Here is a 25257-nt window from a genome sequence, read left to right as displayed (position 1 = left end):
TCGCATTGGCGATATACTCGACAAAAACCGGCCAACCAGCCGACCCGACAATCGAGCCGACCACCGGCCACCCCGAGGACATTCACCATGCCTCAACGCCTTGCCTCCACGCCTGTCGGTGGTGTTCGCCTGATCGCCCAGCACAGAGCGCCCCGCCCATGAACTTCACCACCATCCTGTTCTCCATCAGCGAGGGCGTGGCCCTTCTCAGCCTCAACCGCCCCGAACAGCTCAACAGCTTCAACCCGACGATGCACCGCGAGGTTCAGGCAGCCCTGGACCTGGTGCGCAATGACCCGCAGGTGCGGGTCCTGCTGCTGACCGGGGAAGGCCGGGGCTTCTGTGCCGGGCAAGACCTGGGCGAGCGCACCGTGGCACCCGGCGGCGCCGCGCCGGACCTGGGGGCCTCCATCGAAACCTTCTACAACCCCCTGGTGCGAGCCCTGCGGGACCTGCCGCTGCCGGTGATCTGCGCGGTCAACGGGGTGGCCGCCGGGGCCGGGGCCAACCTGCCCCTGGCCTGCGATCTGGTACTGGCCGCACGCTCGGCAAGCTTTATCCAGGCCTTCTGCAAGCTCGGGCTGGTTCCCGATTCCGGCGGTACCTGGCTGCTGCCGCGCCTGGTGGGCATGGCCCGGGCCAAGGCCCTGGCCCTGCTCGGCAGCCGCCTGAGTGCCGAACAGGCCGAGCAGTGGGGCCTGATCTACCAGTGCGTGGATGATGCCCAACTGCGGGACCAGGCCCTGAGCCTGGCCCGGCACCTGGCTACCCAACCCACCTACGGCCTGGGCCTGATCAAGCGCAGCCTCAATGCCAGCCTGCACAACAGCTTCGATGAGCAACTGGACCTGGAGCGCGACCTGCAACGCCTGGCCGGATGCAGCGAGGACTACCGCGAAGGCGTCAGCGCCTTCATGGAAAAACGCAGCCCCGTGTTCAAGGGCTGCTGACCACGGCGACTCCAAGGAGGCCCCTGCATGACTGAACATGACGCCATGGAACTGGCCCGGCGCTGCGCCCGGACCCTGTTCGAACGTGACCCGGCAAGCAACGCCCTGGGCATGCGCCTGTTGTCGGTGGCGCCCGGAGCGGCGCGCCTGGGCATGAGCGTGCGGGCCGACATGCTGCAGGGCCACGGCACCTGCCACGGCGGCCTGATCTTCACCCTCGCCGACTCGGCCTTCGCCATTGCCTGCAACAGCCATGACCGGGCCACAGTGGCCCTGGGTTGCAGCATCGAGTACATCGCCCCGGCGCAGTTGGGCGACACCCTGACCGCCGACTGCCATGAACAGAACCGCGGCGGCCGCACCGGCCACTACGCGGTGCGCGTGGAAAACCAGCAGGGCCGGCTCATCGCCCTGCTCCAAGGCAAATCCTACCAAGTGCACGGCCCGGTGCTGACACAGGAGACCTCCCATGAATGACCCACTGCTCATCGATGCCGTCCGTATCCTCATTCGCAGCGCCGGGGCCGCTACGCGCTGTGCACCATGTGCATCGGTGTCGACCCGGGCATCGCGCTGATCAGCGAGCGGCTGCAAGCACAGTAAAAAGACTCCCCCCGGGGCTCGCCTGCGCCCCGGGGCATGCACTCAGAGCCCGCCCGCCGGCGGGCTACAAGACAACAACAATTCGAGTGACACCATGAACATGCCGATTGCCGGAACCGTGCCCGACGCGCTGCTGGACCCGATGGAAACCGCCAGCATCGACCACCTGCGCCAGCACCAGCTGGAACGCCTGCGCTGGAGCCTGAACCACGCCTACGACAGGGTCCCGCTGTACCGCCAGCGCTTCGACCAGCTCGGGGTGCACCCCCAGGACATCAAGCGCCTGGAAGACCTGGCGCACCTGCCCTTCACGACCAAGGCCGATCTGCGCGACCACTACCCCTATGGCATGTTCGCCGTGCCCATGGACCAGGTGGTACGCCTGCACGCCTCCAGCGGCACCACCGGCAAGCCCACGGTGGTCGGCTACACCCGCAACGACATCGACACCTGGGCGCAGGTGGTGGCGCGCTCGATCCGCGCCGCCGGCGGCCGGCCCGGGGACAAGGTGCATATTTCCTACGGCTACGGCCTGTTCACCGGCGGCCTGGGGGCGCACTACGGCGCCGAACGCCTGGGCTGCACGGTGATCCCCATGTCCGGCGGCCAGACCGAGAAGCAGGTGCAACTGATCAAGGATTTCCAGCCGGACATCATCATGGTCACCCCCTCCTACATGCTCAACATCGCCGACGAGATCGAGCGCCAGGGCCTGGACCCGCACCAGTTGGCGCTGCGCCTGGGAATCTTCGGTGCCGAACCCTGGACCGACGAACTGCGCAGTGCCATCGAACAGCGCCTGGGCATCACTGCCCTGGACATCTACGGGCTGTCGGAAATCATCGGCCCCGGGGTGGCCATGGAATGCGCGCAGACCCGCGACGGCCCTACCCTCTGGGAGGATCACTTCTACCCGGAAATCATCGACCCGATCACCGGCCAGGTACTGGCCGATGGCGAACTGGGCGAACTGGTGCTCACCTCCCTGACCAAGGAAGCGCTGCCGATGATCCGCTATCGCACCCGCGACCTGACCCGGCTGTTGCCGGGCACGGCGCGGCCCATGCGGCGCATCGACAAGATCACCGGGCGCAGCGACGACATGCTGATCATCCGCGGGGTCAACGTGTTCCCCACCCAGGTCGAAGAACAGGTGCTGAAGGTCGGGCAACTGGCCCCCTGCTACGAGATCCACCTGTACCGCCACGGCAACCTCGACAGCGTTGACATCCACGTCGAGCTCAAGCCTGAGCACCAGCAACTGGGGGACGAGCAGCAGCGGGCCCTCTGCGGCGATCTTAGCCGCCACATAAAGACCCATATCGGTATCAGCTCACGTATCGTTTTGCAGCCGGCATTCAGCATCAAGCGCTCCGAAGGCAAGGCCTGCCGAGTAATCGACAAACGCAACCGCTAATCCATCCTTCCCGGAAGCCCCGCTGATGCGGGGCTTTTTTTTGCCTTGGCAAAGGCCCAGGGGCGCAATGCGATACCAAAATCAAACATGACACGTTATTTTATGTTTGATATTAATTTGCGTATCACATATAAACATTCCCATGCCCAGCCACACCTTCACACCGGGAGACGCCACATGTACGCACAGCTGGTAGAAACGGGGGTCAAGCGCGTCACGCCACTGGCCGAGATGTCCGAACAGGAACGCAGCTTCCAGCAAAGGATCGACGACGAGATCAAGATCGAAGCCAAGAACTGGATGCCCGAGGCCTACCGCCAGACCCTGATCCGGCAGATCTCCCAGCACGCCCATTCGGAAATCGTCGGCATGCTGCCCGAAGGCAACTGGGTCACCCGTGCCCCGACCTTCAAGCGCAAGCTGCAACTGATGGCCAAGATCCAGGACGAAGCCGGCCACGGCCTGTACCTGTACAGCGCCATGGAAACCCTGGGGGCCGACCGCGACGAAGAAGTGGCCCGGCTGCACAGCGGCAAGGCCAAGTATTCGAGCATCTTCAACTACCCGACCCTGAACTGGGCCGACATGGGCGCCGTGGGCTGGCTGGTGGATGGCGCGGCCATCGTCAACCAGGTGGTGCTGCAACGCACCTCCTACGGCCCCTACTCCCGGGCCATGGTGCGCATCTGCAAGGAAGAGAGCTTCCACCAGCGCCAGGGCTACGAAATCCTCCTGACCATGATGCGCGAGGGCAACCAGGCACAGCGGGACATGGTCCAGGACGCCATCAACCGTCTCTGGTGGCCGGCCCTGATGATGTTCGGCCCCAGCGACGAACACTCCCCCAACAGTGCCCAGTCCATGGCCTGGAAGATCAAGCGCCAGAGCAACGACGAACTGCGCCAGCGCTTCATCGACCAGACCATCCCGCAACTGGAGCTGCTGGGCTGCACCTGCCCCGACCCGGAGCTTGCGTGGAACGCCGAGCGCGGCCATTACGACTTTGGCGAAATCCAGTGGGAAGAATTCTACGAAGTGCTCAAGGGCAACGGCCCGTGCAACCAGGAACGCCTGGACACCCGCCGGCAGGCCATCGAGGACGGCGCCTGGGTGCGGGCTGCCGCCGTGGCCCACGCCGCCCGGAAGGCCGCCCGCGACGCCGCCTGAGAGCCCGTTCACCCCCGGCCATTGCCCCCAGGGGCAATGGCCCTCCAGCCCTGATGTGGAGTCACTGCAATGTCTGAATGGACCCTCTACGAGGTTTTCGTGCGTAGCAAGCACGGCCTCAACCACAAGCATGTCGGCAGCGTGCACGCCGCCGATGCCCCGATGGCCATGGCCAACGCCCGCGACCTCTACACCCGGCGCAGCGAAGGCGTGAGCCTGTGGGTGGTGCCTTCGGCGCAGATCGTCGCCTCCTCGCCGGACGAAAAGGAGCCGCTGTTCGACCCGGCGGACGACAAGGTCTACCGCCACGCCAGCTTCTATCAGTTGCCCCCCGAAGTCGGACACATGTGAGGCCGGCCATGAACCCTGCAAACGATCTGCTCAACCATCTGCTGCGCCTGGGCGACAGTGCCCTGGTCCAGGGCCAGCGCCTGTGCGAATGGTGCGGCCGGGCCCCGGCCCTGGAAGAAGAACTGGCACTGATGAACGTCGGTCTCGACCTGGTGGGCCAGGCCCGCAACTGGCTGGACTATGCCGCCGAACTGCTGGCGGACGGGCGGGATGCCGACCATCTGGCCTTTCGCCGCGACGAACGCGCCTACCGCAACCTGCTGCTGGTGGAACAACCCAATGGCGACTTCGCGGTGACCATGCTCAAGCAGTTCTTCTACGACGCCTGGCACCTGGAAACCCTCCGTGGCCTGTGCCTGTCCAGCGATCCACGCATCGCCGGGGTCGCCGCCAAGGCGTTCAAGGAAGTCACCTACCACCTGCGTCGCTCCAGCGAATGGGTCGAGCGCCTGGGGGATGGCACCGAGGAAAGCCACCGGCGCATGCTCCAGGCCCTGCCGCGGCTGTGGCGCTTTACCGGGGAACTGATCGCCACCGATCCTGCGGAGAACGCGTTGCACCAGGCCGGGCTGCTGGCAGACCCGACTCAGGTCGCCACCGCCTGGCAGGACAGGGTCGCCGCGGTGTTCGCCCGGGCCACCCTGCCTGTGCCCGAAGCGCCCAGCCACTTCTACCTGGATGCGCGCAAAGGCCTGCATACCGAACACCTGGGCCTGCTGCTGGCCCAGATGCAATCACTGCCGCGAGCCTATCCCGATGCGGTCTGGTGAGCTGATCGGCAGCGACCTGGGGGCACGCGACCCGTTGCCCGGGGACCTGGACACCGCCTGGGCCACCCTCGACCGGGTCATGGACCCGGAAGTGCCAGTGGTCAGCGTGCTCGACCTGGGCATCGTGCGCCACCTCGACTGGCACCAGGGGCACCTGCAGGTGGCGGTCACCCCGACCTACTCCGGCTGCCCGGCCACCGAGGTGATCGAAAGCGACATCCGCCAGGCCCTGGAGCGCGCCGGCTTCAAGGCCCCCAGGCTGCTGCGCCAGCTGACCCCGGCCTGGACCACCGACTGGATCACCGAGCGCGGGCGCCAGCGCCTGCAGGCCTACGGCATTGCACCGCCCTCGGGCAGCAGCAAGCGCAGCCTGCTGGGAGAAACGCCCCAGGTGCTCTGCCCGCAATGCGGCAGCGCCCACAGCGAGCGCCTCAGCGAGTTCGGCTCCACCGCCTGCAAGGCCCTGTATCGCTGCCGTGATTGCCTGGAACCCTTCGACTACTTCAAGTGCATCTGAGCGGCCCGGCGCCGCAGTGGAGAACCACCATGAGCCAGTTCCACCGCCTGACCATCAAGGACCTGCGCAATGAAACCCGCGACGCGGTGTCCATCGCCTTCGAGGTTCCCCCGCACCTGCAACAGCAGTTCCACTTCACCCAGGGCCAGCACCTGGTGCTGCGCACCGAGCTTGAAGGCGAGGAAGTGCGCCGCTCCTATTCGATCTGCACCGGGGTCAACGACGGTGAACTGCGCATCGCGGTCAAGCGCGTGGCCGGCGGGCGTTTCTCGGCCTTCGCCAATGAACGATTGCAGCCCGGCCACAGCCTGGACGTGATGCCCCCGGCCGGGCGTTTCCATGTGGAGCTGGACCCGGCGCGGCGCGGCCATTACCTGGCGGTGGCGGCCGGCAGCGGTATCACGCCGATCCTGTCGATCATCAAGAGCACCCTGCAAACCGAGCCTCACAGCCGGGTCACCCTGCTCTACGGCAACCGCTCCAGTAACTCGGCGCTGTTTCGCGAACAGCTTGAGGACCTGAAGAACCGCTACCTGCAGCGGCTGAACCTGATGTTCGTGTTCAGTCGCGAACGGCAGGACATCGACCTGTACAACGGGCGCATCGACCAGGACAAGTGCCAGCAGCTGTTTTCCCGCTGGCTCGACGTCCAGCAACTGGAGGCCGCGTTCATCTGCGGCCCCCAGGCCATGACCGAAACCGTGCGCGACAGCCTCAAGGCTGCCGGCATGCCGGCCGAGCGCATCCACTTCGAGCTGTTCCACGCCGACAGCGACGGGCACAAGCGCCAGGCCCGGGAAACCGCCCATGCCCTGGATGCCCGGCACAGCCGGGTCACCGTCATCAGCGACGGCCGCGCCCTGGCCTTCGACCTGCCGCGCAACAGCCAGAGCATTCTCGACGCCGGCAACGCCCAGGGCGCCGAACTGCCCTACTCGTGCAAGGCCGGAGTCTGCTCCACCTGCAAATGCAAGGTCATCGAAGGCGAAGTGGAAATGGACAGCAACCACGCCCTGGAAGACTACGAAGTCGCGGCCGGCTACGTCCTCTCCTGCCAATCGTTCCCGCTCAGCGACAAGGTGGTACTGGACTTCGACCAGCTCTGACTCCGGCGCTCCCCGCAGCCGCCCGTAGCCGCTGCCGAGCCCCAGCGAAGCTGCGAAAGGCCGCGCAGCGCCTTCACGTGCCACCAACAACAAAAACAAGAGAACGCGCCATGACCCCACAACAGATCGCCCGCATCACCCGCCATCCGGACTTCATCCAGCTGGTGCGGTGCAAGCAGCGCCTCTACTGGTCGCTGACCCTGATCATGCTCCTGGCCTACTACGGCTTCGTACTGCTGGTGGCTTTCCGCCCCGGGCTGCTGGGGCGCTCGTTGGCCGGCGGAGCCACCAGCGTCGGCATGCCGGTGGGCGTGGCTATGATCGGCCTGGCCTTTGCCCTCACCGGCTTCTACGTCTACCGCAGCAACCGCCTGCTGGACCCGCTGAACGACAAGCTCAAGCGCGAGTGCCAGCCATGAAGCGCCTGCTCGCTCTATTCCTGCTGCCCTGCCTGCTGGCCACCGATCTGGCCCTGGCGGCCGACACGCCGGCGCGGCCATTGAACTGGAACGCCATCGGCATGTTCCTGGTGTTTGTCCTGATGACCCTCGGCATCACCCGCTGGGCCGCCCGGCGCACCCGCTCCGCCAGCGACTTCTATACCGCCGGTGGCGGCATGAGCGGCTTGCAGAATGGCCTGGCGATCGCCGGCGACATGATTTCCGCGGCGTCCTTCCTCGGCATCTCGGCAATGATGTTCCTCAATGGCTACGACGGTCTGTTGTACGCCCTGGGGGTGCTGGCCGGCTGGCCGATCATCCTGTTCCTGATCGCCGAACGCCTGCGCAACCTGGGCAAGTACACCTTCGCCGACGTGGTGTCCTATCGCCTGGCCCAGACGCCGGTGCGCCTGACCTCGGCCTTCGGCACCCTGAGCGTGGCGCTGATGTACCTGGTGGCGCAGATGGTCGGCGCCGGCAAGCTGATCGAGCTGCTGTTCGGCATCAGCTACCTCTATGCGGTGATGCTGGTGGGCCTGCTGATGGTCTGCTACGTGACCTTCGGCGGCATGCTGGCCACCACCTGGGTACAGATCATCAAGGCGCTGATGCTGCTCTCGGGCACCAGCTTCATGGCCTTCATGGTGCTCAAGCACTTCGGCTTCAGCAGCGAGGCGCTGTTCGCCCAGGCCAGCGCGGTGCACGCCAAGGGCAGCGCGATCATGGCCCCGGGTGGGTTGCTGTCGAACCCCATCGATGCGATTTCCCTGGGGCTGGGCATGATGTTCGGCACCGCCGGCCTGCCGCACATCCTCATGCGCTTCTTCACCGTCAGCGATGCCCGGGAAGCGCGCAAGAGCGTGTTCTACGCCACCGGTTTCATCGGCTACTTCTACCTGCTGCTGATCATTGTCGGCTTCGGCGCCATCGTCATGGTCGGTACCGAGCCCCAGTACCGCGATGCCGGCGGCGCGATCATCGGCGGCGCCAACATGGTTGCCGTGCACCTGGCCCAGGCGGTGGGCGGCAACCTGTTCCTGGGCTTCATCTCGGCCGTGGCCTTCGCCACCATCCTGGCGGTGGTGGCCGGGCTGGCGCTGTCCGGCGCCTCGGCGGTCTCCCACGACCTGTACGCCTGCGTGCTGCGCAAGGGCCAGGCCAGCACCCGGCAGGAAATGCGCGTCTCGCGGATCGCCACCCTGTGCATCGGGGTGCTGGCGGTGCTGCTGGGGCTGTTGTTCGAATCGCAGAACATTGCCTTTCTCTCGGGGCTGGTGCTGGCCATCGCCGCTTCGGTGAATTTCCCGGTGCTGTTCCTTTCGATGTTCTGGAAAGGCCTCACCACTCGCGGCGCGGTGGGCGGCAGCCTGGCTGGCCTGGTCTCGGCGATTGTGCTGCTGATGCTCAGCCCGGCGGTCTGGGTCAATGTGCTGCATCACCCCCAGGCGCTGTTTCCCTATGCCAACCCGGCGCTGTTTTCCATGAGCCTGGCGTTCTTCTTTGCCTGGGCCTTCTCCGTCAGCGACCGCTCGCCCCGGGCCGAACTGGAGCGCGGGCGCTACCTGGCGCAGTTCATCCGTTCCATGACCGGCATTGGCGCATCCGGCGCCACTCATCACTGACCCCATCCATGAGCGCGGGCTGCCGCGCTCGAACCCGGTTCACCCTCTGGAGGAATCCCCATGCCACAGGCTCCTACCCTGCAAAGCTTCATCGCCGGCCACTGGTTCGGCCAGCATCCGGCCCAGTCACTGCGCAGCGCCATCGATGGGCATGAAGTGGCGCGCACCCACGAGGAGGCCCCGGACTTCGCCGAGGCCCTGGCCTTTGGTCGCCATCAGGGCGGCAAGGCCTTGCTGACCCTGGATTTCCAGCAGCGGGCCCAGCGCCTCAAGGCCCTGGCGCTGTATCTGAGCGAGCGCAAGGAGCAGCTCTATGCCCTGTCCCATCACAGCGGCGCGACGCGGGCCGACAGCTGGATCGATATCGAGGGCGGCAACAGCACCCTGTTCAGCTACGCCGGCCTCGGCGCCCGGGAACTGCCGTCGGGCAACGTGTTGCACGAAGGCCCGGCGCAATCCCTGAGCAAGCTTGGCAGCTTTGCCGGCAGCCACATCCTGGTGCCCCGAGGTGGCGTGGCGGTGCACATCAACGCCTTCAACTTTCCGATCTGGGGCATGCTGGAAAAATTCGCCCCGTGCTTCCTCGCCGGCATGCCATGCATCGTCAAGCCGGCCAGCGCCACCAGTTACCTGACCGAGGCCGCGGTGCGGCTGATGCATGAATCCGGGCTGCTGCCCGAAGGCAGCCTGCAATTGGTGATAGGCGCTACCGGCGACCTGCTGGACCGCCTGCAAGGCCAGGACCTGGTGACTTTCACCGGCTCCGCCAGCACTGCCGGACGACTGCGGGCCAACCCGAACCTGATCCGCCATTCGGTACCCTTCAATGCCGAGGCCGACTCGCTGAACTGCGCGATCCTGGCCCCGGACGTAAGCCCGGACGACGAGGAATTCGAGCTGTTCATCAAGGAAGTGGCACGGGAAATGACGGTCAAGGCCGGGCAGAAATGCACCGCCATCCGCCGCGCCATCGTCCCCGCCAAACAAATGGATGCGGTGGCCACCAGGTTGCGCGAACGCCTGTCGAAGGTGGTGGTGGGCGACCCGGCGGTGGAAGGTGTGCGCATGGGCGCCCTGGCCTCCCATGAACAGCAGCGTGATGTGGCAGAGCGCCTGCAAAGCCTGCTGCACAGCAGCGACCTGCTGTTCGGTGCCCGGGACGGCTTCGAGCCCCGAGGCGCAAACGTCAGCCAGGGCGCGTTCTTCGCCCCGACCCTGTTGCTGGCGCGCGATCCCATGGCCGAGGGCGGCGCCCACGACATCGAAGCCTTTGGCCCGGTCAGCACCCTGATGGCCTATGACGACCTGGACCAGGCACTGGAGCTGGCCTCTCGCGGCAAGGGCAGCCTGGTGGCCAGCCTGGTCACCAAGAGCCCGGCCATTGCCGCCCAGGTCATTCCCCGGGCTGCGGCCTGGCACGGTCGCTTGCTGGTGCTGGACCGCCACTGTGCTGGCGAATCCACCGGCCACGGCTCGCCCCTGCCACAGCTCAAGCATGGCGGCCCGGGCCGCGCCGGGGGTGGCGAAGAGTTGGGCGGCCTGCGGGCGGTCAAGCATTACCTGCAACGGGCGGCGATCCAGGGTTCGCCAAGCATGCTGGCGGCGGTAACCGGCGAGTACGTGCGCGGTGCCCAGGTGATCGAAACCGAGGTCCACCCCTTCCGCCGGCACTTCCAGGACCTGCGGATCGGCGAATCCCTGCTGACCCACCGGCGCACCGTGACCGAGGCCGACCTGGTGAACTTCGGTTGCCTGTCGGGGGACCATTTCTATATGCACTTCGACGAGATTGCCGCCAGGGAGTCGCAGTTCGGCAAGCGCATCGCCCACGGCTACTTCGTGCTCTCGGCGGCGGCCGGGCTGTTCGTTTCCCCGGGCCCCGGCCCGGTGCTGGCCAACTACGGCCTGGACACCCTGCGCTTCATCACCCCGGTGGGCATTGGCGACACCCTGCAGGCGCGCCTGACCTGCAAGCGCAAGATCGACCAGGGCAAGCTCAGCCCCCAGGGCACGCCGCAAGGAGTGGTGGCCTGGGATGTGGAAGTCAGCAACCAGCTGGGCGAGGTGGTGGCCAGCTACGACATCCTGACCCTGGTGGCCAAGCGTACTGAGTGAAACCGTTGAAGGCTGCGCAAGGCTCGAGGCCCCCTTCGCCGGCAAGCCGGCTCCTACAACGCCAGCCCCCGTAGGAGCTGGCTTGCCAGCGAAGGCGTGCTTTAACACTGCGCAAGGCTCATGGGCCTCTTCGCCGGCAAGCCGGCTCCTACGGAAGGTCGTGCACTGGCGGCCGCTGGGGGCGATGGCGAAGTTTGTCGCAAAAGATTTCATCAATTCTTGATTCTCAATCCGCCATGGGGCAAGTTGCGCGCTTCTCACTACAAGGAGCCGCCAATGTCCGGTTCAATGGCCCAGGCGTTCGCCCACAATTTTCTCGGCCAATCGCCCCGCTGGTACAAGGCAAGCATTGTCGCGTTCCTGTTGCTCAACCCTCTGCTGTTCTTCGCTGTCAGCCCGGCCGCCGCCGGCTGGTGCCTGGTGATCGAATTCATCTTCACCCTGGCCATGGCCCTCAAGTGCTACCCCTTGATGCCCGGCGGCCTGCTGCTGGTGCAAGCACTGGTGCTGGGCATGACCACGCCCCAGGCGCTGTATGACGAGCTGGTGCACAACTTCCCGGTGATCCTGCTGCTGATGTTCATGGTGGCCGGCATCTATTTCATGAAGGAGTTGCTGCTCTACCTATTCTCCCGGCTGCTGCTGGGGGTGCGCTCCAAGGCGCTGCTGGGCCTGCTGTTCTGCTTTCTCTCGGCCTTCCTCTCGGCCTTTCTCGACGCCCTGACCGTCACCGCGGTGATCATCAGCGCCGCGGTAGGCTTCTATTCGGTGTATCACCGGGTGGCGTCCGGCAATGACCCGCGCCAGGACAGCGCCTTCGCCGACGACCAACAGTTGCCCGCTCTGCATCATGACGACCTGGAGCAGTTCCGCGCCTTCCTGCGCAGCCTGCTGATGCATGGCGCCGTGGGCACCGCCCTGGGCGGTGTGTGCACCCTGGTGGGGGAACCGCAGAACCTGCTGATCGGCCATGAAATGGGCTGGCACTTCGCCGATTTCTTCAGCAAGGTGGCACCGGTTTCGATGCCGGTCCTGGCGGCTGGCCTGGTGACCTGCGTACTGCTGGAGAAGCTGCGCTGGTTCGGCTACGGCACCCTGCTGCCGGACAACGTGCGCCAGGTGCTGGCCAACTACGCCGCCGAGGACGATGCCCAGCGCACCTCGCGCCAGCGCGCGGCCCTGCTGGTGCAGGGGCTGGCGGCACTGATCCTGATCGTCGCCCTGGCCCTGCATGTGGCCGAGGTCGGGCTGATCGGCCTGCTGGTGATCGTACTGATCACCGCCTTTACCGGGATCACCGACGAGCACCGCCTGGGCAACGCGTTCAAGGACGCCATGCCCTTCACCGCCCTGCTGGTGGTGTTCTTTGCGGTGGTGGCGGTGATTCACCAGCAGCAGCTGTTCACCCCGCTGATCCAGTGGGTGCTGGCGCTGCCGGCGGACCAGCAGCCGGGCATGCTGTTCATTGCCAATGGCGTGCTCTCGGCCATCAGCGACAACGTGTTCGTGGCCACCATCTACATCACCGAAGTGAAACAGGCCTTCATCTCTGGGCAGATGAGTCGCGAGCACTTCGAAACCCTGGCGATCGCCATCAATACCGGCACCAACCTGCCGAGCGTGGCCACGCCCAACGGCCAGGCGGCCTTCCTGTTCCTGCTGACCTCGGCGATTGCGCCGCTGGTACGCCTGTCCTACGGCCGAATGGTGTGGATGGCCCTGCCCTACACCGTGGTGATGGGGCTGCTGGGCTGGTACGCGGTGAGCTACTGGTTGTAACCGCCGCTTGGGGCGCCTCGGAACTGCAGATGGGGCGCAATGGGTGCAGGACTGGGGGCCGTGGCCCGGCGCGATGCCGGGCCACGGCCCTCAACGCATGAGGATATAGCGCTCGATGGCTTCGGCGGCGCCGTCTTCCAGGTTGCTGCCGGTGATCACATCAGCCTGGCGCTTGACCTGTTCTTCCGCCTGGCCCATGGCAATCGACAGGCCGGCACGCTGGAACATCGCCGGGTCGTTGCCGCCATCGCCCAGGGCCGCGCAGCGCTCCAGCGGCACCCCCAGGTATTCGGCCAGGGTCACCAGGGCCTGCCCCTTGTCCGCCTGCAAGGCAGTGAGATCGAGGAACCTGGGTTGGGAACGGGACGCCTGGGCCTGCCCTGCAGTGGTGGCCTGCAAGCGGGCCTCCAACTGCACCAGCAAGCGGTGATCGCTGCTGGCGGCGACGATCTTGTCGATGCGCGGCAGGTATTCCTCGAAGCTGTCCACCACCTTGGGGGCGTAACCCAGCGCCTGGCGCTCCAGGGGCATCAGGGCACCGTCCAGGTTGCGCAGCAGCCATTCGTTGTCGGCAAACACCCAGGTCTCGACCTGTGGGCAGGGTTCGAACAGCAGCAAGGCGGTGACCGCCGCTTCCACCGGAACATGGTGACGAGCCAGGAAACTGCCATCGGGCTTGACGATACTGCCGCCGTTGAAGCCGGCAGTGGGCAGGTCGACGCCCAACGCCTCGATCTGCTGCAGCATGGCCCGCGGCGGCCGTCCGGTGGCCAGGCTGAAGGCCACCCCGGCCTCGCGCAGCGCACGGACCGCATCCAGGGTGCGAGGGCTGAGGCTGTGGTCGGGGCGCAACAGGGTGCCGTCCATGTCACTGAGGAGGAACTCGATAGGCCGCGCCGGCACGCCACTCACCCCAGGGGTCGCCATACGCGGCCATCCCGGGCCAGCAGATCATCCCCGGCTGCCGGGCCATCCACGCCCGCCGGGTAGCTCTGCAAGCTGGCGTCCTGTTGCCAGGCATCGAGGAAGGGTTGCACCGCGCGCCAGCCGTTCTCGATGTTGTCGGCGCGCTGGAACAGGGTCTGGTCGCCGATCAAGCAGTCGTAGATCAGGGTTTCGTAGCCGGTGGAGGGCTGCATCTCGAAAAAGTCGCGGTAGGCAAAACCCAGTTCGATGTTGGCCATGTCCAGGCTCGGCCCGGGCTTTTTCGCCAGCAGGTCGAACCACATGCCTTCGTTGGGCTGGATCTGGATCCGCAGGTAGGTCGGCAACAGGCGCTCGACCTCGGTATCGCGGAACTGTGCATAGGGCGCCGGCTTGAAGCAGATGACGATCTCGGTATCGCGCACACTCATGCGCTTGCCGGTGCGCAGGTAGAACGGCACCCCGACCCAGCGCCAGTTGTCGATCATCACCTTCAGCGCAACGTAGGTTTCGGTGCTGCTGTCCGGCGCCACGTTGGCTTCCTCGCGGTAGCCCGCCAGGGCCTTGCCGGCCACTTCACCGGCGCTGTATTGGCCGCGCACCGAGTTGGCCCGGGCCTCCTCCACGGACCAGGGGCGGATAGCCCCCACCACCTTGGCCTTTTCGCCACGTACCGCATCGGCGCCAAAGGCTGCGGGCGGCTCCATGGCCACCATCGCCAGCAACTGGAACAGGTGGTTGGGCACCATGTCCCGCAGGGCACCGGTGTGTTCATAAAAGCTGCCACGGGTTTCCACGCCGACGGTTTCCGCCGCGGTGATCTGCACGTGGTCGATGTAATGGTTGTTCCAGAATGCCTCGAACAGGCTGTTGGAAAAACGGCTGACCAGGATGTTCTGGACCGTTTCCTTGCCCAGGTAATGGTCGATGCGATAGATCTGCTTCTCGCTCATGACCTTGAGCAGGCAGCCGTTGAGGGCTTCGGCGGTCTGCAGGTCGGAGCCGAAGGGTTTTTCGATCACCACCCGGCGAAAAGCCTGCGGCCCCTCCTCCAGCAACCCGGCGCTGCCCAGGCGGCGCACCACTTCACTGAAGAAGCGCGGCGCGGTGGCCAGGTAGAACACCGCGTTGCCGGTGCCGCTGGCGGCAATCCGCGCCGCCAGTTCGGCATAGGTGGAGTCGTCGAGAAAATCGCCCTGGACATAGCTGATGCCCCGGGTCAGGCGGGCCCAGACGGCGGCATCCACCGCCGCCCCCTGGCCTTGCTTGTTGAGCACTTCATCGCGAAGGAAGTCTTCCAGCAGCGTGGCGAACTCGGCGTCGCTCACCGCGTTGTGGTCGACGCCGACAATCCGCAGCCCCTCATCCAGCAAACCGTCGCGGCTGAGGTTGTACAGCGCCGGCATCAGCAGGCGCTTGACCAGATCACCGCGGGCGCCGAACAGGAACAGCGTGGTCGGCGGCGCCGGCAACGCCTTGGACTTCTTTCGCGTGGTGGTCATTTTTTCCCGGTCTCCACATGGCCGCCAAAGCCGAAGCGCATGGCCGACAGCAGCTTGTCACCGTAGGTGCCCTGGCCGCGGGAGCGGTAGCGGGAGAACAGCGAGTTGGACAGCACCGGCACCGGCACCGATTGCTCCATGGCCGCTTCGATGGTCCAGCGCCCTTCGCCACTGTCGGCCACCGAGCCGGAGAAGCCGTCGAGCTTCGGATCGCCCGCCAGGGCATCGGCGGTCAGGTCCAGCAGCCAGGAGGACACCACGCTGCCACGGCGCCAGACTTCGGCGATATCGGCGACATTGAGGTCGAAGCGCTGGTCTTCCGGAAGGCTTTCCGAGGCCTTGGTCTTGAGGATGTCGAAGCCCTCGGCGAAGGCCTGCATCATGCCGTACTCGATGCCGTTGTGGATCATCTTGACGAAGTGCCCGGAACCGGCCGGGCCGGCGTGGATGTAGCCGCGTTCGGCACGGTCGTCATCGGCGACCCGGTCCTTGGTCCGCGGGATGGTGCCCATGCCCGGCGCCAGGGCGGCGAACAGCGGGTCCAGGCGCAGCACTTCGGCGGCGTCGCCGCCGATCATCATGCAGTAGCCACGCTCCAGGCCCCAGACGCCGCCGGAGGTGCCGACGTCGATGTACTTCAGGCCCTTTTGCGCCAGGTCGCGGGCGCGGCGGATGTCGTCTTTATAGTAGGTGTTGCCACCGTCGATGATCACATCGCCCGGCTCCAGCAACTGGCTGAGGGCGTCGATGGTGTCTTCGGTGGGTGCGCCCGCGGGCAGCATGACCCAGACCGCACGGGGCTTTTCCAGGCCCGCCACCAGGGCCGGCAGGTCGGCGACGCCCTTGGCGCCTTCAGCGGCCAGGGTGCTGACGAAGTCGGTGTTGCGGTCAAAGACTACGGTCTCGTGCCCATTGAGCATCAGGCGCCGTGCAATGTTGCCGCCCATGCGGCCCAGTCCAATAATCCCCAGTTGCATGTGCTGATGCTCCTACTGCAAAAATTCTGATCAAAAAAAGTTATAGCCCAGTGGGCCGGGGCAAAATCCCGAGGGGCGCAACTATACAAGGCAAGAAGCCCCAAGACAGCGCAATCTTCAGGCAGATTCCGAGTTTTTTACCCCCGACGGCGCGAATTACCCATCGACCGGCCCCAGCCAATTCCCCTGACGGGCAGCAGAACAATGAAGATTAGTCCCGTGCCAGCGCCTGAAGTTTCCCTGGCCCTGGGTGGATAACGCTGCAAGTCTGCGCGAAGACACAGCGACCGCGAAAAATAAAAAAGTTCCCTTTGCCCGAAAAAGAAATAAAATTGCCGCCGATAGTGCTTTGCGCAAGGGATGCGGCCAGCGAAGCATAGTTGAGACACGCCATTTGCGAGGTGAAGCAATGGGCACAGTACTACCGGCACGACCAGCACAAACCCTGTACGTCACCATTCGTCGTGACGAATTGCGTCAACTCAAAGACGAACGCGATCAACTGCAACGGGAGCTCGCACAATTGCGCCTGCAGTTGCAAAGCCAGGGTCAACCGGCGCCGCTACACCTCTCCTCCGCGAGCTGAGCCTCGCCCCTGAACGCAGGCCCGACCTGCGTTCAGCCCCGCTGCAGGTCCCAGACCTCGTCGCCCCGCCGCCGCCCGTAGCCACACCAGCGCACCACCACAGCCCCCCGTTGCAGACCACAAAATAGCGACGTTCAGCTGACAAAGTTTTCACACTTGCCTATCGATACTCCCGGCCATTGTGGCCGTCTTGTTACAAGACGGCGCTCATTCGCGACGCCCTTGGCGCGCAATGAATCTGGATCCCTGGGGAGCGCTCAATGGCATTGTTCAAACGCAGTAGTGCATCTGCGAAAGGTTTTGACTGGATGGGGCTGCTCTGGCTGTTCCTGTTCTTCTGGTATTTCTCCGGCATCACCCAACTGCTGATCCAGCTGACCGACACCTCCGGTTTCACCGGTTTCCGCCAGGCGTTCTTCATGAGCGCCATCTGGCTGGCACCGATGCTGCTGTTCCCGGCGCGCACCAAAGTCATGGCCGCCGTGATCGGCGTGGTGCTCTGGGCCTGCTCCATGGCCAGCCTGGGCTACTTCTTCGTCTACCAGCAGGAGTTCTCGCAAAGCGTCATCTTCATCATGTTCGAGTCCAACCCCTCGGAAGCCGGTGAATACCTGACCCAGTACTTTGCCTGGTGGATGCTCCTGGCATTCCTCGCCCACAGCGCATTCGCCTTCTTCCTCTGGACCCGCCTGCGCCCGGTCTACCTGCCTCGGGGGCAGGCCCTGGTGGTGGCGGCGGCGATCCTGGTGGCCATCGTCGGCTACCCGCTGGTCAAGCAGATCTCCCGCGCCGATACCCTGGCCGCCGGCCTGGAGAAATTCGAAACCCGCATCGAGCCCGCCGTGCCCTGGCAGATGGTGATTGCCTATCGCCGCTACCGCGAGCAACTGGACGGCATGCAGGGCATGCTCGCCAGCGCCAGCAAGATCGCGCCCCTGACCAACCTCAAGGACAGCATGGCCAACCAGCCGGCGACCCTGGTACTGGTCATCGGCGAATCCACCAACCGCCAGCGCATGAGCCTGTACGGCTACCCGCGCCAGACCACCCCGGAGCTGGACAAGCTCAAGGACCAACTGGCGATCTTCAACAACGTCATCACCCCGCGCCCCTACACCATCGAGGCGCTGCAGCAGGTACTGACCTTCGCCGACGAAGAAAACCCCGACCTGTACCTCAAGAGCCCGTCCCTGGTCAGCGTGATGAAGCAGGCCGGCTACAAGACCTACTGGATCACCAACCAGCAGACCATGACCAAGCGCAACACCATGCTCACCACCTTCTCCGAACAGGCAGACGAGCAGGTGTACCTGAACAACAACCGCAACCAGAACGCCCGCCAGTACGACGGCGACGTGCTCGAACCGTTCTCCAAGGCCCTGGCCGACAGCGCACCGCGCAAGTTCATCGTGGTCCACCTGCTGGGCACCCACATGAGCTACCAGTACCGCTACCCGCCCAGCTTCGACAAGTTCAATGATCGCCAGGGCGTACCGGCCGGCGTGCGCGACGACCAGTTGCCCACCTACAACAGCTACGACAACGCCGTGCTGTACAACGACTTCGTGGTCTCGAACCTGATCAAGAACTACGCCAAGACCGACCCCAACGGTTTCCTGCTGTACCTCTCGGACCATGGCGAGGACGTCTTCGACTCCGCCGGCCATGACACCCTGGGGCGCAACGAAGCCCGGCCGACGGCGCCGATGTACACCATTCCGTTCATGGCCTGGGCCTCGCCGAAATGGCGGGAAACCCATGACTGGAGCTTTGCCTCGGACCTCAGCCGCCCCTACATGAGCTCCCAGCTGATTCACACCTGGGCGGACCTGGCGGGCCTGAGTTTCGATGAGCTGGACCACAGCCGCAGCCTGGTGAGCGACAGCTTCAAGCCACGCCCGCTGCTGATCGGCGACCCCTACTCGCGCCAGAGCAGGCCCTTGGTCGACTTCAGCCTGATGAAACCCAAGGCCCCGATCGAAGCCACGGTGGTACAAAAGTAAGCCCCCTGCCACGCCCGCAGGATCCGGCTTGCCGGCAAACAGCCCCGAGAACCCTGGCCGGTTCCCGGGGCTTTTTTTTGCACCAGGCAGCGTCCGCAGGCGGCGCCTTCAAGGCGGTGCCCTTCCCGGTCAGCGCGGCCGAGCGCCGGCAGAGACACATGATGTCGAAATTGTAATCAGCACTTCAGGCTGACGTTAACCCTCGCTTAATACACTTCGGTGAAACTTTCGCCCATCACTTCTTGTGCAGGGACGTAACAAGTACCGAACATTCTTAAGTAGGAAAAACAGCATGAAACTTTCAACTTTGGTATTAAGCGGCCTGATTCTGGTAGGTTCCAGCGCGGCCTTTGCCGAAGGTGGCTCGGAGAATATGCAGCGCTTCTATGACAACTTCCGCGTTAGCCAGCAGCAACTTCATGGCGACAAGACCGAAAACACCGCAAAAGCCGAAAAGCAGAAATCCGAGCCCAACTATTCCGCCTCGGATGCCAAGCAACAACAGCCTGGTGCCTGACCCCCTGTTCCAGCGATACCCATTCCCGGCAATCTGCTCCTTTGCCAGAAGTGGATGTTTGGCGCCCTTGCGGGCGCCTTTTTCATAGGGGCTGCCCTCCTTCTCTTGCACCCGCATGACAGGCAGATGACAACCCGGTCATCTGCCGCCCGCAGTGCCCCGGCTCAATTAGTATCGCCGCACCATGCCGCTCGCCACTGATCGGACAGCCTGGTTAATCAGTTGAATTAGCTGGGTTATTTTATTGACCCTATAGCTACTACAGACTTTAACCTGCGCTCGCTCGACAGCCCCCGACAGCTTTGAAGAGGATATTGCAATGCGCATTCTGGTGATTGAGGACGAACCCAAGACGGCCGACTACCTGCATCAGGGCCTGAGTGAAAGTGGCTATGTGGTGGACCGGGCGAACAATGGCGTGGACGGCCTGCACCTGATTCAACAACAGCCCTATGAATTGGTAATCCTGGATATCAACCTGCCCGGCAAAGATGGTTGGCAAGTTCTTGAGCAACTGCAGGGAAACTATCCCGCACGGGTCATGATGTTGACTGCCCGCGGGCGCCTGGAAGACAAGGTCAAGGGCCTGGATATGGGCGCCGATGATTATCTGGTCAAACCGTTTCAATTTCCCGAGTTGCTGGCCCGGGTTCGTACCCTGATGCGTCGTAGTGAAGTCATTGTCCAACCGGAAGTTCTGCAAGTTGCCGACCTGCAACTTGACCCGCGCCGTCATCGGGCTTATCGCGGCAGTCGGCGTATCGACCTGACGACCAAGGAGTTCACCCTGCTGCATGTATTGATGCGCCACAGCGGAGAAGTACTGACCCGTACCCAGATCATTTCCCTGGTCTGGGACATGAACTTCGACTGCGACACCAATGTGGTGGAAGTCTCCATCAGCCGCTTGCGGGGCAAGATCGACGACGCCAGTGACGTCAAGCTGATCCATACCTTGCGCGGTGTCGGTTATGTCCTGGAAGCACGCCCATGACAGCGCGCCCCACCGCGGCCAGCAGCCTGTCCATGCGCCTGGGGCTGACCGTCGCCCTGATGGGCGCGGCACTGGTGGTGCTGCTGGCAACCCTGGCCTACCTGGCGTTGAACCATGAGCTGGACAACCTGGCGCGCAAGGGCCTGGACAGCAAGCTGGAGCAGATCCGGCACAGCCTCACCAGCGACCTCAAGAGCAGTGACCTGGCGGCCCGCCCCCATTCCCTGCTGGACCTGGTGATGGGCCACGACAACCTGCAATTGAGCATCCTCGGCAGCGATCCGCTGGCCGAACCCCTGCTGATTGTCGGCGGCATGGCCCAGGAGTCCCTGCCCGAACCCCTGGGCAATATCGGTGGCGATGGCTATGTCGACTGGCGCGACAGCCGCGGCAACCCCTTGCTCAGCGCCCTGCGGCAGATGAGCCTGCGCAACGGCGAGCAGGTCCAGGTGGTACTGACCCTGGACCGCAGCAACGATCAGGCGCTGCTCAGCGCCTACCTGCGCTCCACGGTGATCGCCCTGCCCCTGTTGCTGCTGCTGATCGGTTTCGGCGCCTGGTGGCTGGTGCAACGGGGCCTGCTGCCGCTGCAGCAGTTCAGCCGGGTCGCGGCGCGGGTCACCACCCAGGACCTGACCCACCGCCTGAAGCTGCAGGGCCTGCCCCGGGAGCTGGCGGAGCTGGGCCAGGGCATCAATGTCATGCTGCAACGCCTGGACGGCGGCGTGCAGCGCCTGTCGCAGTTCTCCGACGACCTAGCCCACGAGTTGCGCTCGCCCATCAGCAACCTGATGGGCAAGGCCCAGGTGACCCTGTCCCGGGAACGCCCGCCAGAGGAGTACAAGGCGGTGCTGGAGGCCAGTATCGAAGAGCTGGAGCGGGTCACGCGGATCGTCGCCGACATGCTGTTCCTGGCCCAGGTCAGCCAGCCGGCGTCCCAGGCCCGGTTCGCCCGGGTCTCGCTGGGGGAAGAAGCGCGCCGGGTCATCGACCTGTTCGCCCTGAGCGCCGAAGAGAAGCAGCTGCAACTGCAGCCCAGTGGCGATGCCTGGGTGCTGGGGGACCGGCTGATGATCCAGCGGGCCATTTCCAACCTGCTGTCCAACGCCATTCGCCACAGCCCGCCGCGGGGGCAGATCAGCCTGCGGGTGGAGCAGAGCATGGAGGCCGTGAGCCTGAGCGTGGGCAACCCCGGCCCGGGCATCGCCGCCAGCCACCTGCCCCATCTGTTCGAGCGCTTCTATCGGGTCGACAGCAGCCGCACCCGGGCCGAAGGCGGCACCGGGCTGGGCCTGGCCATCGTCCGTTCGATCATGAACCTGCACCAGGGGCGCACCGAGGTCAGCAGCATCCCGGAACTCCTGACCGAGTTCCGCCTGGTATTCCCAAGGCTCGACCCGGCGCAGCACGACCTCTAGAGCAGCCAGGCACCGGCCCCGGCCCCCAGCAGCACCAGGGCCCAGGGCGGCACCCGGCCGCTGCGCAACAGCAGCAGCGCCAGCAACACCGCCACCAGTTCCGGCGCGCCGGTCACGCTGCTGGTCCACAGGGGTTGGTACAACGCTGCCGCCAGCAGGCCCACCACCGCGGCATTGACCCCGGCCAGGGCCGCCTGGATGCCCTGGCGGTGGCGCAGCCGCTGCCAGAAGGGCACCACGCCGATCACCAGCAACAGCCCTGGCAGAAAGATCGCCAGCAGGCACACCACCGCCCCACTCCAGCCATCGATGGCCGCGCCGAGAAAGGCCGCGACGCTGAACAGCGGGCCGGGCATCGCCTGGGCGCTGGCGTACCCGGCCAGGAACAGCGGGCTGCTGACCCAGCCGGGCTCCACCACCTGCGCCTGCAACAGCGGCAGCACCACATGGCCGCCGCCGAATACCAGAGCGCCGACCCGGTAGAAACCATCGAACAGGCTCAGCAGGCGCCCCGGCCAGAGCAGCACCAGCCCCGGCAACAGCACCAGCAGCAATAGCGCCAGCCCCAGGCAACACGCCCCCAGGCGGCGACTCGCCCCAGAGGGAGGGCTCTGGACCTGCACCTGGAACACCGGCCTGATCAGCCAGCGGCCCAGCAGCGCCGCCAGCAGCATCACCAGCAACTGCCCGCCCAGGCCCGGCCAGCGCAGCACCAGCGCCGCGGCCAGCACTGCAATGACGATCTGCAAGGCGCCCCGGCACAGGCTGCGGGCCATGCCCCACAAGGCCTGGGCCACCACCGCCACCGCCACCAGTTGCAAGCCCTTGAGCGCCCCGGCCGGGACCCCGCCCCCCAACCCCAGGGCCAGCAGTGCCAGGGCCAGGGCCGAAGGCAAGGTAAAGCCGGCCCAGGCACACAGGGCCCCGGGCAGGCCACGGCGAGACAATCCCAGGGCGATGCCGACCTGACTGCTGGCAGGTCCGGGAAGAAACTGGCACAGCGCGACCAGCTCGGCATAGGCCGCCTCCCCCAGCCAGCGCCGGCGCTGGACGAATTCCTGGCGAAAGTAGCCCAGGTGCGCCAGCGGCCCGCCAAACGAACTCAGGCCCAGGCGCAGAAACACCAGGAAGATCCGCCAGGGTGTTTCTACCGGGACCGGCGCGCAGGGGTTGGGGGCGTGCATTACAAGGCTTTGCTCCAGAACAGCATGCGCCCGTGAGCCGGGTCGAGCATGGCATTGGCGAAACCGCAGGCGCGATAGGCGGCCTGGGCCTGGGCATTGCCCTCCAGCACTTCCAGGGTGACCTTGCAGCAGCCCCGTTGCCGGGCGATGTCCTCGACCTTCTGCAGCAGGCGCTTGCTCAGGCCCTGGCCGCGGTAGCTGTCCAGCACCACCACGTCATGGATATTTACCAGGGGCCGGCAGGCAAAGGTGGAGAAGCCTTCGAAGCAGTTCACCAGGCCCACCGGCTGCCCGCCGGCAAAGGCCAGCACGCTGAACGCCTGGGGCCGCTTGGCCAGCTCCGCCGGCAACTGCTGGAGCCGGTCTGCGTCCAGGGGCTGGCCGCCGCCCATGGGGTCCTCGGCATAGTGGTTGAGCAACACGCCTATGGCTTCGGCATGCACCGGGTTGCTGTAACTGGCTTGCAACACCACGACATCGGCAACGTCCATGTTCATCCTCGATCAACGTATTGAAAGTGAGCGCTCAGGGCTCAGGCAGCCTCGATTGTAGGCTGGGGGATTTGACCAAACGAAGATTTTTAACCCGCGCACTACAGAAAAAATCCTAAGCAGTGGCCGGGATCCACGGCAGCCGGAAGGGTTTCCCTTCAGGCCGCGGGCCCACCGGCAAAACGCTGCAACTGCATTTCCTGCAGGCGGCTGAGGGTGCGGCGGAAAGCGAACTCCAGGTAGCCCTCGGTGTACAGCTGTTCCATGGGCACCCGGGCTTCCAGGTACAGCGGCACCTTGCGGTCGTAGCACTCGTCCACCAGGGCGATGAAACGCCGCACCGCGTCGTCATGTACCGACAGCTGCGGCAACTCACGATCCCCGGCCACCACCCGCTCGGCACCATCCTCGGTGCCCCGGGCAATGCGTGCGGGGCGCTGGCAAGCGCTGAGGTTGGGCACATCGCTCAGGAGAATGGCCTGGAAGCGGTCGCACAGGGCCATGAAGTCCATGGCGGAAAACGGCTGTTCGCACAGTTCGACGAAGCTGCACCAGGCCACCGTCCCGCACGCCTTGACCACCTGCAACGGGCGATAGCCGAGCAACAGCGGCTCGCTGCTCGCCGGCTGCCCGGCACTCAAGCGCTCGAACACCGGCCCCAGGGCGCTCGGCTGCCCCTCGGCGCCAAGCCAGTAGCGTTGCTCGGCGGCGCCCGGGTGCAGGCGGTGATCCTGCTCGCCGTCCACCGCCACCACCTGCATGTGCTGGCGGATGGCGCTGATCGCCGGAACGAAGCGCTCGCGGTTGAAGCCATCGGCATACAGCTGCTCCGGGGGCTGGTTGGAGGTGCAGACCAGCACCACGCCCTGGTCGAACATCACCTGGAACAGGCGCCCGAGGATGATCGCGTCACCGATGTCATTGACGAACAGCTCATCGAAACACAGCACCCGCACCTCTTCGGCCAGCTCCCGGGCCAGGGCCTGCAAGGGGTCGGCAATACCGGTCAGCTGGAACGAACGCTGGTGCACCCAGCCCATGAAGTGATGAAAGTGCTGGCGCCGCGCCGGGACCCGCAGGCTCTGGTAGAACTGGTCCATCAGCCAGGTCTTGCCCCGCCCAACCGCCCCCCACAGATAGACCCCGGGCACCGCCGTGCGCCCTTGATGCAGGGCTTCATGGCATTGCTGCAAGGCCTGCACCGCCCGCGCCTGCGCCGCGTCGGCGACAAAGCCCTGCTGCTCCAGGGCGTACTGGTAGGCGCTCATGGGGGAATCGAATGGCATGGGGCTCGGGCCTCCTGGCAAAGAGCCGCAGTATGCCAGCATGAGCCGCTCCAGGCCGACCTGTAGCCGCTGCCGAGCCTGCGAAGCTGGGAAAAGGACCGCAGGGCCTTGCCTGGCGCTCTCCAGCAAAACCTTGGGCATGCTCAGGTTTTTCGCCGCCTGCGCCAGCGGCTACATCAGCGGGAAATATCCAGGCGTTCGATCCGCCCCTGGGCGTCCAGGCGGAAGGTATGGCGCAGGGCCTGGGGGCTGCCGGGGAAGTCACCGCACACCCGGCTGTCGAGCAGCACTTTGCCAGTGCGCTGCTGGACCCCGAGGATTTCCAGGCGGCACGCGCCTTTGCCCATCCAGCGGGCGATCTGCTGGGGCCCCACGCAGTGCTCGCGTTCATCGAAGACCTGGGCGCGGTCGGCGAAGATCGACGCCACCACTGCGCTGTCGCCGCTGTTGATGGCCGTGACATAAGCGGCGATGGCCGGGGCCAGGGAAGGGACTGTGGCCGACATGACAAAAGCTCCTTGCTGTTGAATGAGCGGGC

24 protein-coding genes are annotated in these 25257 nt (G+C 65.3%); 17 read left to right on the top strand and 7 right to left on the bottom strand.

Features of this window, described 5'->3' with window-relative positions; translation table 11 throughout:
• The first annotated feature begins 158 nt into the window (after positions 1-158).
• The 12 genes from paaG (at position 159) to nhaB (ending at position 12837) form a co-directional block, all read left to right on the top strand.
• Complete coding sequence (paaG, locus tag BLS75_RS03505; RefSeq protein ID WP_072450271.1) at positions 159-950, top strand: 2-(1,2-epoxy-1,2-dihydrophenyl)acetyl-CoA isomerase PaaG; 792 nt, start codon at positions 159-161, stop codon at positions 948-950.
• Between the two features lie 27 nt (positions 951-977).
• Entirely contained in the window at positions 978-1427 is a 450-nt protein-coding gene (paaI, locus tag BLS75_RS03500; RefSeq protein WP_011061418.1) for a hydroxyphenylacetyl-CoA thioesterase PaaI, read from the top strand.
• A gap of 220 nt (positions 1428-1647) precedes the next feature.
• A complete protein-coding gene (paaK, locus tag BLS75_RS03495; RefSeq protein WP_011061419.1) occupies positions 1648-2970 on the top strand; it encodes a phenylacetate--CoA ligase PaaK in 1323 nt (440 codons plus the stop codon).
• Positions 2971-3147: 177 nt separating this feature from the next.
• Complete coding sequence (gene paaA, locus BLS75_RS03490) at positions 3148-4137, top strand: 1,2-phenylacetyl-CoA epoxidase subunit PaaA (RefSeq protein ID WP_011061420.1); 990 nt, start codon at positions 3148-3150, stop codon at positions 4135-4137.
• Positions 4138-4206: 69 nt separating this feature from the next.
• Positions 4207-4488 (top strand): 1,2-phenylacetyl-CoA epoxidase subunit PaaB, encoded by a 282-nt coding sequence (gene paaB, locus BLS75_RS03485; protein ID WP_011061421.1) that lies wholly within the window; start codon positions 4207-4209, stop codon positions 4486-4488.
• A gap of 8 nt (positions 4489-4496) precedes the next feature.
• Positions 4497-5258: a 1,2-phenylacetyl-CoA epoxidase subunit PaaC gene (gene paaC, locus BLS75_RS03480; protein WP_072450270.1), complete on the top strand. Its 762-nt coding sequence runs from the start codon at positions 4497-4499 to the stop codon at positions 5256-5258.
• Entirely contained in the window at positions 5245-5775 is a 531-nt protein-coding gene (paaD, locus tag BLS75_RS03475) for a 1,2-phenylacetyl-CoA epoxidase subunit PaaD (RefSeq protein WP_011061423.1), read from the top strand. The genes paaC and paaD overlap by 14 nt, the downstream gene beginning before the upstream one ends.
• A gap of 29 nt (positions 5776-5804) precedes the next feature.
• Positions 5805-6881 (top strand): 1,2-phenylacetyl-CoA epoxidase subunit PaaE, encoded by a 1077-nt coding sequence (gene paaE / locus BLS75_RS03470; RefSeq protein WP_072441764.1) that lies wholly within the window; start codon positions 5805-5807, stop codon positions 6879-6881.
• Positions 6882-6991: 110 nt separating this feature from the next.
• Positions 6992-7300 carry a DUF485 domain-containing protein gene (locus BLS75_RS03465; protein WP_072441763.1) on the top strand — a complete coding sequence of 103 codons (309 nt, stop codon included), beginning with the start codon at positions 6992-6994 and terminating at the stop codon, positions 7298-7300.
• Positions 7297-8943, top strand: coding sequence for a cation acetate symporter (locus BLS75_RS03460; RefSeq protein ID WP_072450269.1), 1647 nt, complete (start codon positions 7297-7299; stop codon positions 8941-8943). Before BLS75_RS03465 ends, BLS75_RS03460 begins: the two co-directional genes overlap by 4 nt.
• 60 nt (positions 8944-9003) lie before the next feature.
• Entirely contained in the window at positions 9004-11058 is a 2055-nt protein-coding gene (gene paaZ / locus BLS75_RS03455; protein ID WP_072450268.1) for a phenylacetic acid degradation bifunctional protein PaaZ, read from the top strand.
• A 276-nt stretch (positions 11059-11334) separates the two neighbouring features.
• Positions 11335-12837, top strand: a complete 1503-nt coding sequence (nhaB, locus tag BLS75_RS03450) for a sodium/proton antiporter NhaB (RefSeq protein WP_072450267.1) — start codon at positions 11335-11337, stop codon at positions 12835-12837.
• 90 nt (positions 12838-12927) lie between these two features.
• On the opposite strand, the gene BLS75_RS03445 is transcribed toward nhaB, so the two are convergent.
• The 3 genes from BLS75_RS03445 to gnd are packed head-to-tail and all read right to left on the bottom strand — an operon-like array spanning position 12928 to position 16240.
• Entirely contained in the window at positions 12928-13764 is an 837-nt protein-coding gene (locus tag BLS75_RS03445; RefSeq protein WP_072450266.1) for a Cof-type HAD-IIB family hydrolase, read from the bottom strand.
• Positions 13746-15263, bottom strand: a complete 1518-nt coding sequence (gene zwf, locus BLS75_RS03440; RefSeq protein WP_072450265.1) for a glucose-6-phosphate dehydrogenase — start codon at positions 15261-15263, stop codon at positions 13746-13748. Before zwf ends, BLS75_RS03445 begins: the two co-directional genes overlap by 19 nt.
• Positions 15260-16240, bottom strand: a complete 981-nt coding sequence (gnd, locus tag BLS75_RS03435; RefSeq protein WP_072450264.1) for a phosphogluconate dehydrogenase (NAD(+)-dependent, decarboxylating) — start codon at positions 16238-16240, stop codon at positions 15260-15262. The genes zwf and gnd overlap by 4 nt, the downstream gene beginning before the upstream one ends.
• Before the next feature lie 409 nt (positions 16241-16649).
• Here gnd and BLS75_RS32325 point away from each other — a divergent pair, with 409 nt between their 5' ends.
• The 5 genes from BLS75_RS32325 to BLS75_RS03415 all read left to right on the top strand — a co-directional run bounded on the left by BLS75_RS32325 (position 16650) and on the right by BLS75_RS03415 (position 21758).
• Complete coding sequence (locus tag BLS75_RS32325; protein WP_015635709.1) at positions 16650-16826, top strand: DUF6026 family protein; 177 nt, start codon at positions 16650-16652, stop codon at positions 16824-16826.
• Positions 16827-17086: 260 nt separating this feature from the next.
• Positions 17087-18829: a phosphoethanolamine transferase CptA gene (locus BLS75_RS03430; RefSeq protein WP_072450263.1), complete on the top strand. Its 1743-nt coding sequence runs from the start codon at positions 17087-17089 to the stop codon at positions 18827-18829.
• A gap of 292 nt (positions 18830-19121) precedes the next feature.
• Positions 19122-19346 carry a hypothetical protein gene (locus BLS75_RS03425; protein ID WP_015635710.1) on the top strand — a complete coding sequence of 75 codons (225 nt, stop codon included), beginning with the start codon at positions 19122-19124 and terminating at the stop codon, positions 19344-19346.
• 319 nt (positions 19347-19665) lie between these two features.
• The gene (locus BLS75_RS03420; RefSeq protein ID WP_011061434.1) at positions 19666-20340 is read left to right on the top strand and encodes a heavy metal response regulator transcription factor; all 675 of its coding nucleotides are present in this window, start codon (positions 19666-19668) and stop codon (positions 20338-20340) included.
• Positions 20337-21758, top strand: a complete 1422-nt coding sequence (locus BLS75_RS03415) for a heavy metal sensor histidine kinase (RefSeq protein WP_072450262.1) — start codon at positions 20337-20339, stop codon at positions 21756-21758. The genes BLS75_RS03420 and BLS75_RS03415 overlap by 4 nt, the downstream gene beginning before the upstream one ends.
• On the opposite strand, the gene chrA is transcribed toward BLS75_RS03415, so the two are convergent.
• The 4 genes from chrA to BLS75_RS03395 all read right to left on the bottom strand — a co-directional run bounded on the left by chrA (position 21755) and on the right by BLS75_RS03395 (position 25225).
• Positions 21755-22942 carry a chromate efflux transporter gene (gene chrA, locus BLS75_RS03410; protein WP_072450261.1) on the bottom strand — a complete coding sequence of 396 codons (1188 nt, stop codon included), beginning with the start codon at positions 22940-22942 and terminating at the stop codon, positions 21755-21757. The genes BLS75_RS03415 and chrA overlap by 4 nt on opposite strands.
• Positions 22942-23433: a GNAT family N-acetyltransferase gene (locus BLS75_RS03405; protein ID WP_011061437.1), complete on the bottom strand. Its 492-nt coding sequence runs from the start codon at positions 23431-23433 to the stop codon at positions 22942-22944. Before BLS75_RS03405 ends, chrA begins: the two co-directional genes overlap by 1 nt.
• A 158-nt stretch (positions 23434-23591) precedes the next feature.
• Positions 23592-24719, bottom strand: a complete 1128-nt coding sequence (gene zapE / locus BLS75_RS03400) for a cell division protein ZapE (protein ID WP_072441752.1) — start codon at positions 24717-24719, stop codon at positions 23592-23594.
• Between the two features lie 176 nt (positions 24720-24895).
• The gene (locus BLS75_RS03395; RefSeq protein WP_053151784.1) at positions 24896-25225 is read right to left on the bottom strand and encodes a nuclear transport factor 2 family protein; all 330 of its coding nucleotides are present in this window, start codon (positions 25223-25225) and stop codon (positions 24896-24898) included.
• Between the last annotated feature and the right edge of the window lie 32 nt (positions 25226-25257).

It is taken from the genome of Pseudomonas sp. NFPP12 (assembly GCF_900103205.1).
GTDB lineage: Bacteria > Pseudomonadota > Gammaproteobacteria > Pseudomonadales > Pseudomonadaceae > Aquipseudomonas > Aquipseudomonas protegens.
The sequence above is the reverse complement of the archived record's forward strand: the minus strand, read 5'-3'. Positions and strand labels throughout refer to the sequence as shown.

What these genes read in the sequence shown, in the direction of transcription:
- paaG (WP_072450271.1), top strand. Translation starts at nt 159, where the DNA reads ATGAACTTCACCACCATCCTGTTCTCCATCAGCGAGGGCGTGGCCCTT.
- paaI (WP_011061418.1), top strand. Translation starts at nt 978, where the DNA reads ATGACTGAACATGACGCCATGGAACTGGCCCGGCGCTGCGCCCGGACC.
- paaK (WP_011061419.1), top strand. Translation starts at nt 1,648, where the DNA reads ATGAACATGCCGATTGCCGGAACCGTGCCCGACGCGCTGCTGGACCCG.
- paaA (WP_011061420.1), top strand. Translation starts at nt 3,148, where the DNA reads ATGTACGCACAGCTGGTAGAAACGGGGGTCAAGCGCGTCACGCCACTG.
- paaB (WP_011061421.1), top strand. Translation starts at nt 4,207, where the DNA reads ATGTCTGAATGGACCCTCTACGAGGTTTTCGTGCGTAGCAAGCACGGC.
- paaC (WP_072450270.1), top strand. Translation starts at nt 4,497, where the DNA reads ATGAACCCTGCAAACGATCTGCTCAACCATCTGCTGCGCCTGGGCGAC.
- paaD (WP_011061423.1), top strand. Translation starts at nt 5,245, where the DNA reads ATGCGGTCTGGTGAGCTGATCGGCAGCGACCTGGGGGCACGCGACCCG.
- paaE (WP_072441764.1), top strand. Translation starts at nt 5,805, where the DNA reads ATGAGCCAGTTCCACCGCCTGACCATCAAGGACCTGCGCAATGAAACC.
- BLS75_RS03465 (WP_072441763.1), top strand. Translation starts at nt 6,992, where the DNA reads ATGACCCCACAACAGATCGCCCGCATCACCCGCCATCCGGACTTCATC.
- BLS75_RS03460 (WP_072450269.1), top strand. Translation starts at nt 7,297, where the DNA reads ATGAAGCGCCTGCTCGCTCTATTCCTGCTGCCCTGCCTGCTGGCCACC.
- paaZ (WP_072450268.1), top strand. Translation starts at nt 9,004, where the DNA reads ATGCCACAGGCTCCTACCCTGCAAAGCTTCATCGCCGGCCACTGGTTC.
- nhaB (WP_072450267.1), top strand. Translation starts at nt 11,335, where the DNA reads ATGTCCGGTTCAATGGCCCAGGCGTTCGCCCACAATTTTCTCGGCCAA.
- BLS75_RS03445 (WP_072450266.1), bottom strand. Translation starts at nt 13,764, where the DNA reads ATGGCGACCCCTGGGGTGAGTGGCGTGCCGGCGCGGCCTATCGAGTTC.
- zwf (WP_072450265.1), bottom strand. Translation starts at nt 15,263, where the DNA reads ATGACCACCACGCGAAAGAAGTCCAAGGCGTTGCCGGCGCCGCCGACC.
- gnd (WP_072450264.1), bottom strand. Translation starts at nt 16,240, where the DNA reads ATGCAACTGGGGATTATTGGACTGGGCCGCATGGGCGGCAACATTGCA.
- BLS75_RS32325 (WP_015635709.1), top strand. Translation starts at nt 16,650, where the DNA reads ATGGGCACAGTACTACCGGCACGACCAGCACAAACCCTGTACGTCACC.
- BLS75_RS03430 (WP_072450263.1), top strand. Translation starts at nt 17,087, where the DNA reads ATGGCATTGTTCAAACGCAGTAGTGCATCTGCGAAAGGTTTTGACTGG.
- BLS75_RS03425 (WP_015635710.1), top strand. Translation starts at nt 19,122, where the DNA reads ATGAAACTTTCAACTTTGGTATTAAGCGGCCTGATTCTGGTAGGTTCC.
- BLS75_RS03420 (WP_011061434.1), top strand. Translation starts at nt 19,666, where the DNA reads ATGCGCATTCTGGTGATTGAGGACGAACCCAAGACGGCCGACTACCTG.
- BLS75_RS03415 (WP_072450262.1), top strand. Translation starts at nt 20,337, where the DNA reads ATGACAGCGCGCCCCACCGCGGCCAGCAGCCTGTCCATGCGCCTGGGG.
- chrA (WP_072450261.1), bottom strand. Translation starts at nt 22,942, where the DNA reads ATGCACGCCCCCAACCCCTGCGCGCCGGTCCCGGTAGAAACACCCTGG.
- BLS75_RS03405 (WP_011061437.1), bottom strand. Translation starts at nt 23,433, where the DNA reads ATGGACGTTGCCGATGTCGTGGTGTTGCAAGCCAGTTACAGCAACCCG.
- zapE (WP_072441752.1), bottom strand. Translation starts at nt 24,719, where the DNA reads ATGCCATTCGATTCCCCCATGAGCGCCTACCAGTACGCCCTGGAGCAG.
- BLS75_RS03395 (WP_053151784.1), bottom strand. Translation starts at nt 25,225, where the DNA reads ATGTCGGCCACAGTCCCTTCCCTGGCCCCGGCCATCGCCGCTTATGTC.